The sequence below is a fragment of the Paucibacter sediminis genome, from assembly GCF_030254645.1.
GTDB lineage: Bacteria > Pseudomonadota > Gammaproteobacteria > Burkholderiales > Burkholderiaceae_C > Paucibacter_B > Paucibacter_B sediminis.
In genome coordinates, this window is sequence record NZ_CP116346.1 from 2,431,268 (window position 1) to 2,443,533 (window position 12,266).

General features: G+C 67.5%; 10 protein-coding genes. 9 read left to right on the top strand and 1 reads right to left on the bottom strand.

The window, feature by feature from the left end; genetic code table 11:
• Nucleotide 1 precedes the first annotated feature (1 nt).
• The 9 genes from iolE to PFX98_RS11280 all read left to right on the top strand — a co-directional run bounded on the left by iolE (nucleotide 2) and on the right by PFX98_RS11280 (nucleotide 10,319).
• Nucleotides 2-928, top strand: coding sequence for a myo-inosose-2 dehydratase (gene iolE, locus PFX98_RS11240; RefSeq protein ID WP_285235574.1), 927 nt, complete (start codon nucleotides 2-4; stop codon nucleotides 926-928).
• Nucleotides 929-933: 5 nt separating this feature from the next.
• Nucleotides 934-2,079, top strand: a complete 1,146-nt coding sequence (locus PFX98_RS11245) for an imelysin family protein (RefSeq protein WP_285235298.1) — start codon at nucleotides 934-936, stop codon at nucleotides 2,077-2,079.
• On the top strand, nucleotides 2,076-3,446 hold the full coding sequence (locus PFX98_RS11250; protein WP_285235299.1) for a di-heme oxidoreductase family protein: 1,371 nt from the start codon (nucleotides 2,076-2,078) through the stop codon (nucleotides 3,444-3,446). The genes PFX98_RS11245 and PFX98_RS11250 overlap by 4 nt, the downstream gene beginning before the upstream one ends.
• On the top strand, nucleotides 3,446-4,438 hold the full coding sequence (locus PFX98_RS11255) for an imelysin family protein (RefSeq protein ID WP_285235300.1): 993 nt from the start codon (nucleotides 3,446-3,448) through the stop codon (nucleotides 4,436-4,438). Before PFX98_RS11250 ends, PFX98_RS11255 begins: the two co-directional genes overlap by 1 nt.
• A gap of 3 nt (nucleotides 4,439-4,441) precedes the next feature.
• Nucleotides 4,442-5,512 carry a DUF1513 domain-containing protein gene (locus tag PFX98_RS11260; protein ID WP_285235301.1) on the top strand — a complete coding sequence of 357 codons (1,071 nt, stop codon included), beginning with the start codon at nucleotides 4,442-4,444 and terminating at the stop codon, nucleotides 5,510-5,512.
• Between the two features lie 37 nt (nucleotides 5,513-5,549).
• Nucleotides 5,550-6,350 (top strand): 5-deoxy-glucuronate isomerase, encoded by an 801-nt coding sequence (iolB, locus tag PFX98_RS11265; RefSeq protein ID WP_285235302.1) that lies wholly within the window; start codon nucleotides 5,550-5,552, stop codon nucleotides 6,348-6,350.
• Nucleotides 6,351-6,361: 11 nt separating this feature from the next.
• Nucleotides 6,362-7,948 (top strand): methyl-accepting chemotaxis protein, encoded by a 1,587-nt coding sequence (locus PFX98_RS11270; protein ID WP_285235303.1) that lies wholly within the window; start codon nucleotides 6,362-6,364, stop codon nucleotides 7,946-7,948.
• On the top strand, nucleotides 7,945-8,943 hold the full coding sequence (gene iolG, locus PFX98_RS11275) for an inositol 2-dehydrogenase (protein WP_285235304.1): 999 nt from the start codon (nucleotides 7,945-7,947) through the stop codon (nucleotides 8,941-8,943). The genes PFX98_RS11270 and iolG overlap by 4 nt, the downstream gene beginning before the upstream one ends.
• Before the next feature lie 833 nt (nucleotides 8,944-9,776).
• Nucleotides 9,777-10,319 carry a hypothetical protein gene (locus PFX98_RS11280; RefSeq protein WP_285235305.1) on the top strand — a complete coding sequence of 181 codons (543 nt, stop codon included), beginning with the start codon at nucleotides 9,777-9,779 and terminating at the stop codon, nucleotides 10,317-10,319.
• Between the two features lie 993 nt (nucleotides 10,320-11,312).
• Here the strand turns inward: PFX98_RS11280 and PFX98_RS11285 are convergent.
• Nucleotides 11,313-11,960, bottom strand: coding sequence for a Crp/Fnr family transcriptional regulator (locus PFX98_RS11285; protein ID WP_285235306.1), 648 nt, complete (start codon nucleotides 11,958-11,960; stop codon nucleotides 11,313-11,315).
• Between the last annotated feature and the right edge of the window lie 306 nt (nucleotides 11,961-12,266).

Genomic DNA, 12,266 nt, shown 5'->3' on the forward strand with positions numbered 1-12,266 from the left:
GATGAAAGAGCAGCAGAAGATGAAACCCTGGAACGTCCGCATCGGCATCAACCCGATCTCCTGGAGCAATGACGACCTGCCGGCGCTGGGCGGCGAAACCTCGCTGGACACGGCGCTGAGCGAGGGCGCCGAGATCGGCTATCAGGGCTTCGAGCTCGGCAATAAGTTTCCGCGCGAGCCCGAGGCGCTGAAGGCCAAGCTGGCCGAGTACGGCGTGGCCTGCGTGTCGGGCTGGTACTCGGGCCGACTCGCCGAGGGCGGGCTGGAGGAGGAGATCGCGCGCTGCCATGAGCACATGGCCAAGCTGCAGCACAACGGCTGCAAGGTGGCGGTCTATGGCGAGGTGGCGGGCTCCATCCAAGGGGCTATGGACGTGCCGCTGGCCCAGCGCCCGCGCTTCGCCGACGACGCACAGTGGCAGGCCTATGGCCAGCGCCTGAGCAGCTTCGGCGAGCACCTGCAGGCCCGTTACGGCCTGACCCTGGCCTACCACCACCATATGGGCGCCTATGTCGAATCGCCCGAGGACGTGGACCGCCTGATGGCCGTGACCGGCCCCACCGTGGGCCTGCTGTTCGACACCGGCCATGCCTACTACGGCGGCGCGCAGGACCCGGTGGTGCTGCTGAAGAAGCATCTGTCACGCGTCGTCCATGTGCATTGCAAGGACGTGCGGGCCCAGGTGGTGGCGCTGGCTCGCAACGACGGCTGGTCCTTCCTGGACGGCGTGCTGAACGGCACCTTCACCGTGCCCGGCGATGGCGTGATCGACTTCGAGCGCGTGCTGCGCACCCTGCACGGCGGCGGCTACGAGGGCTGGCTGGTCGTCGAGGCCGAGCAGGACCCGGCCGTGGCGCCGAGCTTCGAGTACGCGGCCAAGGGTTATCAGACCCTGGCCCGTCTGGTGGCACAGATCAACCCGGCCTGACGGCGATGCGCGGGCAGGCGGCATTTCTCATCGCGTGGCTGCTGGCCGGTGCGGCGGCGCTGGCTCAACCGGTCGCGCCGACGGCGCAGGAGCTGCGCCCGGTGCTGCAGCACCATGCCGCCCTGGTCCATGCCACCTATGCCGACACGCTGACCCTGGCCCGCCGCCTGCAGCAGGCGGTGCGGCGCTTCACGCAGGCGCCCTCGGCCGCGGCCTTGGCCGGCGCCCGCCAGGCCTGGCTGCAGGCGCGCGAGCGCTATGCGCTGACCGAGGCCTTCCGCTTCCACGGCGGCCCCATCGATGGCGACGACGGCCCAGAGCCCCGGCTCAACGCCTGGCCGGTCGACGAGACCTATATCGATGCGCTGATCGCCCGGTGCCGGCAGCCCATCAGCAAACGCACACTGAGCGCGCTGAACACCCGCGACGGCGAGGAGAACGTGGCCACCGGCTGGCATGCGATCGAGTACCTGCTGTGGGGGCAGGACCTCAGCGCCGAGGGCCCCGGCGACCGGCCGCATACCGACTACGTCGATGGCCGGGCCACCAACGCCGACCGGCGCCGCCTGTACCTCGCCACCGTCACCGCCCTGCTGGTCGACGACCTGGCCTGGCTGGAGCAGGCCTGGGCACCGGCCCGCGCCAACTACCGCCGGCGTTTCGAGCGGGGCGATCAGGAGTCCCTGCGCGGCCTCATCGTCGGCCTCGGTTCGCTGTCGCGCGCCGAGCTGGCCGGCGAGCGGCTGGAGGTGGCGCTGGCCAGCCGCGACCAGGAGGACGAGCAGTCCTGCTTCTCCGACAGCACGCACCGCGACATCGTCGGCGACGCGCTGGGCATACAGAACGCCTGGCTGGGACGCTATGCCGGGCTCGACGACAGGCAGCTCAAGCAGGGGCCGGCGCTGCGCGATCTGGTGGCTGCCCGCGATCCGGCCCTGGCCGAACGCCTGACGGCACAGATGGCCGAGTCGCTGCAGGCGGCCGAGGCGATCGAGCCGCCGTTCGACCGCGAGATCCTCGGCGGCAGCGATGCGCCTGGGCGGCAACGCATCAAGCGCGTCATCGATGCACTGCTGCGCCAGTCGAGCTCGCTGGTCGAAGCCGCGCGGGCGCTGGGCATACAGAAGCTCAACTGGGTGCGCAAGCCATGAGGGCCGGCATCGCGTTGTTGCTGGTCGCCACGCTGGCCGGCGCGGCGCTGGGCCAGGCGGCGAGCGATGACCAGCAGCGCCCCGGCGGCGCCACCACGGTGGAGGTCAATGGCCGGCGCGCGTTCTCGCTGGCCGCCGCCAATCTGACGGCCGAGGAGCAGACGCGCTTTGCCGTCGGCAACTCCTTCTTCCGCCGCAACTGGGTCGCGGCGCCGGCCTCCACCGGCGCACGCGATGGCCTGGGGCCGCTGTTCAACGCGCGCTCCTGCAGCGGCTGCCATGTCAACGACGGCCGCGCCGCGCCGGGCGAGGCCGGCCTGCTGCTGCGCCTGTCGGTGCCGGGCCGCGACGCCCACGGCGGCCCGCTGCCCGAGCCGCGCTATGGCGCGCAGCTGGCCACGCAGGCCATTCCGGGCGTGCCGGTCGAAGGGCGCCTTCAGATGACCGAGCAGGCGCTGCACGGCCGCTACACCGACGGCACGCGCTACACGCTGCAAAGTCCCCGCTACCGCCTGGCCGCGCTGCGCCACGGGCCGCTGGACCGCCAGGCACTGCTGGGCCCGCGCATCGCGCCGCAGCTGATCGGCCTGGGCCTGCTGGAGGCTATTGCCGAGGCCGACATCGAGGCCAATGCCGCGGCCCAGGCCGCGCGTGGTGACGCCATCCGCGGCCAGGCCAACCGGGTCTGGGACGCGCCCAGCGGGCAGCAGCGCATCGGCCGCTTCGGCTGGAAGGCCAACGTCGCCTCCCTGGCCCACCAGACCGCCGCGGCCTTTGCCGGCGATATGGGCATCACGTCCCGCCTGTTCCCGCTGACCGATTGCACGGCGGCCCAGCGCGAGTGCCTGGCCGCGCCCAGCGGCGGCGCGCCGGAGATCGAGGACGACGTGCTGGCCGAGGTGGTGTTCTACGCCGCCACGCTGGCACCACCGCTGCGCCGCGATGGGGGCGATGCCGAGGTGCAACGTGGCCAGCAGCTGTTCCAGCAGGCGCAGTGCGCGGTCTGCCACCGGCCCAGCTATGTCACCGCGCAGCCACCGTTCCCGCGTCTGAGCAGCCCGGCCCTGGCCGGCCAGGCCATTCATCCCTACACCGACCTGCTGCTGCATGACATGGGCGAGGGCCTGGCCGATGGCCGGCCCGACTTCCTGGCCAGCGGCCGGCAATGGAAGACGCCGCCGCTGTGGGGCCTGGGCCTGATCCATGGCGTCAACGGCCACCAGCGCCTGCTGCATGACGGCCGCGCGCGCGGCGTGCTGGAGGCCGTGCTGTGGCATGGCGGCGAGGCCGATGCCAGCCGCAAGCAGGTGCTGGCGATGAGCCGCGCCGAGCGGCAGGCCCTCATCCGTTTCGTGGAGTCGCTGTGATGCGCCGCCTCGTCGGCTGCTTGATCCTGCTGTTTGCGGGCACTGTTGCCCGAGCAGCCGATCCGCTTCCCTACGCGGCCTACGCCGCCTTCGTGCGCCAGCTGCACCAGCACTGGTATGTGCCGCGCAGCGCCGAGTTCGCCGAGCAGAGCCGACGTCTGGCCGCGGTGCTGCAGGGCGACTGCGCCGACACCGCCGCGCTGCGTGCGCAATGGCTGCAGACGGTGGCCAGCTGGGAGCGCTTCTCGGCGGTGCGCGGTGGCGCCCTGCTGGCACGTCGCTCGCCGCGCGAGATCGACTTCATGCCGACCCGGCCCGAGGCGATTGCCAAGGCGATACGACGTGCGCCTGCGGATGCCGCGGCGATGGACCAGATCGGCTCGCCGGCCAAGGGCCTGCCGGCGCTGGAGTGGCTGCTGTGGTCCGGCGCGACGCCCCTCGATGCGGCGGGCTGCCGCTATGCACAGCTGGCTGCCGCGGCCGTGGCCGCCGAGGCGCAGCTGCTGCAGCGGGCCTACGAGCTGGCGCTGGCGCGGGGCTGGGATGACGGCGAGGCCGAGTACGCGATGTACGAGTTCCTCAACCTCTGGGACGCCGGCCTGCAAAAACTCTGGTGGGAGGAGCTGGACCGGCCCTTGCAGAAGGCGGCACCGAACCGGCCCGCGCTGTTCTCGCGCGCGCTCAGCGGCCACAGCCTGGCCGGCTGGCGCGGGCAGTGGCAGGGCCTGCGCCAGCTGGCCTTGGGTGTGGAGGCGGGTGGCCCCTCGATCAGCGCCTATCTGCGTGCCAGCGGCCAACAGCCGGCCGCCGACAAGCTGCTGCAACAGGTGCTCGAGGTCGATCGCGCGATGGCGGCGCTGGAGCTACCTGCGCATGCCGCGCAGGCCCGTGCGGCCGTGTCCGCGCTGAAGGCGCTGCAGCAGTTTGCCGAGGGCGAGATGGCGACGGCCCTGCATTTCGTCATCAGCTTCTTCGATGAAGACGGAGACTGAGCGATGCGCCGCCGTGACTGCCTGATCTGGACCGGGGCGTTGGCGCTGCCGCAGGCCCATGCGCGAGCGGATGCGCCCCTGTTGGCTGCCAGCTGGGCCAGCGGTGGCCAGCATCAGCTGGGCGTGCTGCGGGTGCATGAGGGGCGCACGGTGGTCGCCGCCGCCATCGATCTGCCCACCCGCGCCCATGGCCTGCTGGCCGAGCCGGGCGGCAGCTTGCTGGCCGTGGCCCGGCGGCCCGGTGACTGGCTGCTGCGCTGGCGGGCTGATGGCCAGGTGATGGCGCGGCAGTGGATAGAGCCGCAGCGTTGCTTCAACGGCCACCTGCTGCTCAGCCGTGACGGCCGTTGGCTGTTCAGCAGCGAAACCGACCTCGACAGCGGCCAGGGCCTGATCGGTGTGCGCGATGCCGCGACCTTGGAGAAGCTGGCCGAATGGCCGACGCAGGGCCTGGACCCTCACCAGCTGCTGCTGGACGACGATGACCATCTGCTGGTCGCCAACGGCGGCGTGGCTACGCAGGCGGAGACCGGCCGGCTGAAGCTGCAGCGGGCGACGATGGATGCCTCGCTGGTGCGGCTGGACGGACGCAGCGGAGCCCTGCTGGGGCAGTGGCGCTTGGCCGATGCGCGACTGAGCCCGCGCCATCTGGGCTGGGCCGGCACCGGCACCAGCGGGCGCCGCCTGCTCGGCATCGCCCTGCAGGCCGAGCATGACGATGCGGCCGCGCGCGCGGCAGCGCCTGTGCTGGCCCTGTTCGATGGCCAGCGCCTGACGCCCTGTGCGCAGCCGGCTGCGCTGGCCGGCTATGGCGGCGACATCGCCTTCGATGGCTCGCGCTGGGCCGTCAGCTGCCCGCGCGCCGACGCCCTGGCCTGGTGGCAGGCCGATGGTCGCTGGCTGGGCATGCAGCCCGCGGCCGGGGCCTGCGCGCTGGCCGGCGACGTGCAGGCACTGTGGTCGGGCGGCGGTGCGCTCGGCCGTTGGCGCGCGGGCCTGGCTGACGGATCAGCTCCTCTGCCCGAGGCCGCGCTGCGCCTCGACAACCACTGGCTGCGCCTGCCATCGGCGTGACCCCTCTGATTCCCTATTCCGAACCCAAGGAGACACCGTGAGTCTGCTGAAAAAAGCCCACAAGACCGGACGCGAGATCGTCAACATCACGCCGGAGTCGGCCGGCTGGCAGTTCGTTGGCTTCCGCGCGCTGCGGCTGGGCGCCGGCGAGCGCGAGGCGCTGTCCACCGGCAAGCGCGAGCTGTGCCTGGTGGTGCTCAGCGGCAAGGTCGATGTGGCCGTGGGTGGCCAGACCTTTGTCGGCCTGGGCACGCGCGAGCATGTGTTCGATCCGGTCTCGCCGGCCGCGCTCTACGTGCCACCGGGCCAGCCGCTGGTCATCACCGCGCAGGGCGAGGCCGAGATCGCGCTGGCCACCGCGCCGTCCAGTGGCCGCCATCCGCTGCGCCTGATCGACCCGGCGGCGATGCAGCGCAGTGTGCGCGGCCAGGGCAGCAATCTGCGCCATGTCTGCGACATCCTGCCGCACACCGACCCCGGCGCCGACCACCTGCTGGTGGTGGAGGTGCTGACGCCGGCCGGCCATTCGTCCAGCTACCCGCCGCACAAGCATGACCGCGACGCCGCACCGCTGGAGACGCAGCTGGAGGAGACCTACTACCACCGCATCGATCCGCCGCAGGGCTTCGGCTTCCAGCGCGTCTACACCGACGACCGCAGTCTCGACGAGGCGATGGCCGTCGAGGACCGCGACACGGTGATGGTGCCGCGTGGCTATCACCCGGTCGTGGCACCCCACGGCTACAGCCTCTACTACCTGAACGTGATGGCCGGGCCGACACGCAACTGGGTGTTCATGAATGACCCGGCGCACGAGTGGATGCTGAACAGGACATGAAGACAAGGCGATTGGACGAGCTGTCCCTGAAGGCCCTGCTCAGTGCCGGCTTCGGCAGCGTGGCGCTGCTGATTGCCGCCCTGGGCGCCGCCGGCTGGCTGGGCATTGGCGCGCTCAATGCGCGGGTCGATGAGCTGGTGCGGGGCCAGTATCCGCGCATGGCCCTGGTCGGCGAGGTCGAGCGCGATGTGCGCGAGATGGGCCGCTCGCTGCGCAATCTGCTGCTGTGGAACGACATCCGCGAGATCAAGCAGGAGACGGCCAGGGTACAGGCCGCGCGCAAGCAGCTGGGGCAGGACCTGGAGGCGGTGGCGGCGCGGATCACGACCGCGGAGGGCCTGGCCATACTGGCCCGCATGCAGCAGGCGGGCAAGACCTATCTGCTGCTGCAGCGCCGCTTCGAGGACCTGGTGAATGCCGGCTCCAGCGACGATGGTCGCGATCTGCTGAAGGCCGAGGTGATACCGGCCGAGGCGGTGTTCCAGGCCGGCGTGCAGGAGTTGCTGCGCCACGAGACCGAGGCGATGGCGGCCGCGGCGGAGCAGGCCACCGCCAGCGCGACGCGGCTGCAGCGGGGTATTGCCGCCGGCGCCCTGTTCGCCCTCTTGCTGGCCCTGCTGCTGGCCTGGTGGATAGTCCGCACGACGACGCGGCCGCTGCAGCGGGCGGTGCTGCTGGCGCGGGGCGTTGCGGCCGGCGATCTGAGCCTGGCCATAGCCGCGCCGGGCCGCAGCGAGACCGCGCAGCTCTTGCAGGCGCTGGCCGAGATGCAGGTCGGCCTGTCCGGCGTGGTCGGACAGGTGCGCAGCAATGCTGAGCACCTGGCAGCGGCCAGTCAGGAGATTGCCCAGGGCAATCAGGATCTGTCGGGCCGCACCGAGCAGCAGGCCGGTGCGCTGGAGCAAACGGCGGCGGCGATGGAGCAGCTGGGCAGCACGGTGCGCAACAACGCCGAGCAGGCCGGCCAGGCCAGCCGGCTGGCGCAGGACGCCAGCGCCGTGGCCCTGCGCGGCGGTGCCGTGGTGGGTGAGGTGGTGGCGACGATGAAGGGCATCATTGACAGCTCGCGCCGCATCGCCGAGATCACCAGCGTGATCGACGGTATCGCCTTCCAGACCAATATCCTGGCGCTGAATGCCGCCGTCGAGGCCGCACGGGCCGGCGACCAGGGCCGCGGCTTCGCCGTCGTCGCCGGCGAGGTGCGCAGCCTGGCGCAGCGCAGCGCCGAGGCGGCCAAGACCATCAGCGGCTTGATAGACACCAGCGTCGGCCGTGTCGAGCAGGGCAGCCTGCTGGTCGATCGCGCCGGCGCGACGATGCAGGAGGTGGTTGCGGCCATCGAGCGCGTCAGCGGCCTGGTGGCCGACATCAGCCGCGCCTGCGCCGAGCAAAGCAGCGGCGTGGCCCAGGTCGGCGAGGCCATCACGCATATGGACCGCGCCACCCAGCAGAACGCCGCCCTGGTCGAGCAGAGCGCCGCCGCGGCGCTGTCGCTGCAGCAGCAGGCAGCTCAGCTGCTGCAGGCGGTGGCGGTGTTCAAGCTCGCCCAGACCTCTGTTTCCCCTTCTTTCCCATCCACATCCAAGGAATCTCGATGAAAAACGTCGCCCTCTTCGGCGCAGGCCGCATCGGCCGCATCCATGCCGCCAATCTCGCGGCCCTGCCGGGCATACGGCTGAAGACCGTCAGTGACCCGATGGCAGATTCGGCCCGTGAGGTTGCCGCCCTGCACGGTGCCGACGTGGCCCCCGATATCGACGCGGTGTTTGCCGATGCAGCCATAGACGCGGTGGTGATCGCTTCGCCGACGACCACGCACAGCGACCTCATACTGCGCGCCGCCGCCGCGCGCAAGCACGTGTTCTGCGAGAAACCGGTGGACCTGTCGGTGGCGCGCGCCCAGGCCTGCGCGGATGCGATCGCCACCGCCAATGTCGCCTGCATGATTGGTTTCCAGCGCCGCTTCGACCCCACCTTCAATGAAGCCAAGGCGCGGGCGCAGCGGGGCGAGATCGGCACGCCGGAGATGCTGGTCATCACCAGCCGCGACCCCGGCGCGCCGCCGGTGGACTACATCAAGCAGTCGGGCGGCATCTTCCGCGACATGCTGATACATGACTTCGACGTGTTCCGCTGGATGCTGTGCGAGGAGGGCGATGAGGCGGTCTGGCTCAGCGCCACCGGCTCCTGCCTGACCGACCCGGCAATAGCCACCGCTGGCGACGTGGACAGCACCGCCGTTACCCTGCGCACGCGCAGCGGGCGCCTCTGCCAGATCAACACCAGCCGCCGCGCCGCCTACGGTTACGACCAGCGCTTCGAGCTACTCGGCTCCAAGGGCCTGCTCGCCTGCGGCAACCACCGGCCCACCGAGGTGCTGCAGATGGACGGCCAGGGCGTGCGCACCGATCTGCCGGAGAACTTCTTTCTGCAGCGCTACCGCGAGGCCTACCGGCTGGAGTTGGCGCATTTCTTCGGGCAACTGCAGGCGGGCAGGGCGGTTCGAACCACCATCGAGGATGGTGTCGCTGCGCAACGCTTGGCAGACGCCGCTGCCGAGTCCTTCGCGCAAGGGCAGCCCGTGTTGTTTTAGGTTATGGACAGTCGGCCTGCATCGGTAGCTGAGTCACAACCGTGACGCTCGGGCTAGCTTGAGCACGCGGAATGGCGCCCTGCAAGCTCCTAGCTGGCCCGTTTCAACTTCTCCGTCCGTTTCTGCGGCTTCAGTCTGGCGGGCTGAATTCTTGGTCGGCAAGAATGCCTGCAGGGATCGAGGCCCGACTACTGGCTGAACTGGGTCCAGTTGCTGAAAGGTGATCCCGTTGTTTACGACTTTGGGTTGGCGGGGTAACTGATGCCTAACCCCTCCGTCAAAGAGACGTCTTGCGCCAGGGCGCAAGCCGCCCCTTGCGTCGAACGTTAGACCCCATGAAATCCAACACGCGCAGGACGTTGCTTCATTGGCTGCTCGTCGCCGGGTTCGCAGGCAGCCTCTTTTGCGCCGCTCGTGGCGCGATGCTGGTGTACTCCCTGAATTCTGTTGGTGGCATTTCGATCCTTCAATCGGCGAGCGCGGAGACAATCAGTGCACAAGCTGCCGGGTTTAGTCCAATACACCGGAAACAGATGGTCTGTTTCGCATTGTTCAGAGGCAGCACAGTGAGCTTGACCTCATGTATTCATCGCTAGAAACAGCAAGCGAACTTAACTGGGAGCTAGCGATTTTTGGAACTGCCGGATTCACGTTGCTGTCGTGCCTGTTTTCCGTCTGCCTTGCCATTCAAGCGCGCGGAGTGGGGAGTCAGAACCATGTGGTCTAACCGGTCGGTCAAGGGGACACACAACGGCGGTCCTGGCCTGTCCGCCTATGCTAGCGCCGTGCCGCCGTCGCGTGCCACTTACCTCCAACGTTAAAGCGCCAGCCACATGCGGGAACTGCACCGGTCTTCACAAGTTGTCCTAGCCTTTGCGATCGGTGTCGGCCTGCTTTCTGCACTTCGCTATCTGGTTGGCGCGGGCGCGCTCTTAGTTGCTGCCTTGCTTGCGATCCTCGGTGTCCTTGCACTTACCTGGTCAGGTTGGCGCGCTGTGAGCTTTCGGACAGCCGAAACGACGAACTACTTCGTTGTCGCTGCAACTGTTTGGCTTGCTTGGGTCTTCGCACCGTTGGATACCGCTGGTGTCTATGTGAAGTTTTGGCTGGAGCGCCCGTCATACGACTCAGCGGCGCGGGAAGCTGCACGAGGCGTTCAGCCCCCCTGCGCAACCACAAAGGCCTGCATGTTCGAGGCTGGATCCGATGCGAACTTGGCTTTCCCTTGGGAGGGAATCATTGATAACTGGATTGGGGTTGTTCATGACCCCTCCGGTCGGATTGAAGATGTGGACTCGCACAAGGGAGCTTTTGGCGGAGATTTGGTAGGCTGCCAACACCTTAGCGGACCCTACTACCTGTGCAGCTTTACATGAGCCGCTTTAACCATTTGCTCGATCCGACTCGCGTCGGCCAGCCGCCGCTCGCGGCTCAGCGTCACCGTTGAACAGCGGCAATGCGGCCAGGCACAGCTTTCATTGCTGTAGGAATTCTGGGTGCACTCTACGGATGCGACGCGGGATGTGGGAACGATGTCACGTCAACCTTTGAATCGCCTGGAGGTGGTCACATCGCGGTGATTTTCAGTCGCAACTGCGGGGCAACTACTGGCTTCAATACGCAGCTATCTGTCTTGGCGCGAGCCGACGCGTCTTCCAGCGAAGCTGGAAACACTCTTATTGCCGATGGCAAGCTGCCGCTAAAGGTTCGCTGGGCTTCGGAGTCCGAGCTTGTGGTCACAGGCTATCAGGGCGCGCGGCATTTTAAGCAGGAGAAGCTCGCCAACGGAGTGACGGTCACATATGAATGAAACGCTTCTGTTCAACCCTGCGCCCAAGCGGACCTGCGCCAGCTATGCTGGCTGGTCCGCTTAGCTAGATCGTTGAGTGTCCGCATTGGGGCTGCGAATTCGACAGTGTGACTGACTGCAATCGCTGCCAAGGCGCCCTTCAATTGGGGCTCAGATGTGTATTGCCAACGGGTTGAATCTGCCTTGATGCCGCTTGAATCTGGGAGAAGCCTGGCTCCGACTGATTTTATTTGGAGCGACTCGCTGAAGGTCGCAGATTTAAGGAGTTCCGACGGACTTTCCAGTTTCGCACCCGGTAGAAAAATCAATGACATACGCGCGTCAATCCCGACGGACCTTATTTGTTGGAGTCACATTCTTTCTGTCTATTTAAAGCCGTAAATGGTCTGTCCACTAGTGGCGCTTAAGCAGCCTTCGCCATGGTGAGGTCAGCTTTGCAGCGATTGCAGTCAGTCACATTGTCGAATGCGCAGCCCCAATGCGGATACTCAACGTTCGAGCTGAGCTGAGCTGAGCTGCGCGCGGAGGATTGCCGACGCGATTCGGCTCGAGCGAGGGGTTAGGCAGCGTTCGGCGAGCTTGCAACATGACCAGGAGCGGTCTCCAAACCTTGTGTCATCCGACCTGCGTCTCGGATCAGGCGCTCCGCCGCAAGCTCCAGGAAGAAGAAGCCGAATCTAGGGTTCTGGTAGTACATCTGCCGGACCTCGTCGTAGGTGAGGAGCAGGAGCTGGCCGTCTTGGTCGCATACAACGGTCTGCGTTCGCTTGTGCCCTTTCGTGATCAGCCCAAGCTCGCCGATAACTTCACCTTGCTTCAACACGATATCAGCCTCTACGGCGCGAAACCTTCCGCTGAGCACGAACATAAACTCCGCGGCCTCGTCGCCCTGCTTGAAGAGAGTCTCCCCGGCGTGAACGGCCTTGCGGCGCGAGAACGGTCTGAGCCAGTCCATGGACAGGTGCCCCGTGGAGGCCTCCTCAATCTGACGGGTCAGTTGCAGCAGCTGCCGCAGGCGCCAAAGGTTCAAGGGCAGCAGAGTCAAGTGCAGAAGCAGCACTGGGTAGACGCTGCCCATCGCACCATAGGTGACAAACGCTAGATTGGAGACAATTCCAGCCATGCGTAGGTGCAACATTGTCTTCATTGAGAAGGTCGTCAGCGTCAGCAGTGCGCCCAGATAGCCAAACATCTCCACCCATTGCATGTCCGCCCCTCCATGAGCACTGAAGGCCCTTGGGGGCCTGGAGGAATACATTGTGCTCTGTGACAGACGGCCCCCAAGTTCTGTGAGAGCTAACGTTGACGCTGAGCAGCGCGCGGCGCCTGCCGGCGCTTCAACATTCGGGCGCCCATCCGAGCATGCAGCTTGCCACCCCAGCAAGGAAGGCCATGCAAATGCTGATAGCTTAAGCGGCGAGATGCGTCTATCCGTTGATCTGGAGTCGGCCGCAAAAGTGGCCGATTTGTTGTTTACGACTTTGGGTTGGCGGTGAGGCTGACTGCCTCCCCG

What these genes read in the sequence shown, in the direction of transcription:
- iolE (WP_285235574.1), top strand. Translation starts at nt 2, where the DNA reads ATGAAAGAGCAGCAGAAGATGAAACCCTGGAACGTCCGCATCGGCATC.
- PFX98_RS11245 (WP_285235298.1), top strand. Translation starts at nt 934, where the DNA reads ATGCGCGGGCAGGCGGCATTTCTCATCGCGTGGCTGCTGGCCGGTGCG.
- PFX98_RS11250 (WP_285235299.1), top strand. Translation starts at nt 2,076, where the DNA reads ATGAGGGCCGGCATCGCGTTGTTGCTGGTCGCCACGCTGGCCGGCGCG.
- PFX98_RS11255 (WP_285235300.1), top strand. Translation starts at nt 3,446, where the DNA reads ATGCGCCGCCTCGTCGGCTGCTTGATCCTGCTGTTTGCGGGCACTGTT.
- PFX98_RS11260 (WP_285235301.1), top strand. Translation starts at nt 4,442, where the DNA reads ATGCGCCGCCGTGACTGCCTGATCTGGACCGGGGCGTTGGCGCTGCCG.
- iolG (WP_285235304.1), top strand. Translation starts at nt 7,945, where the DNA reads ATGAAAAACGTCGCCCTCTTCGGCGCAGGCCGCATCGGCCGCATCCAT.
- PFX98_RS11280 (WP_285235305.1), top strand. Translation starts at nt 9,777, where the DNA reads ATGCGGGAACTGCACCGGTCTTCACAAGTTGTCCTAGCCTTTGCGATC.
- PFX98_RS11285 (WP_285235306.1), bottom strand. Translation starts at nt 11,960, where the DNA reads ATGCAATGGGTGGAGATGTTTGGCTATCTGGGCGCACTGCTGACGCTG.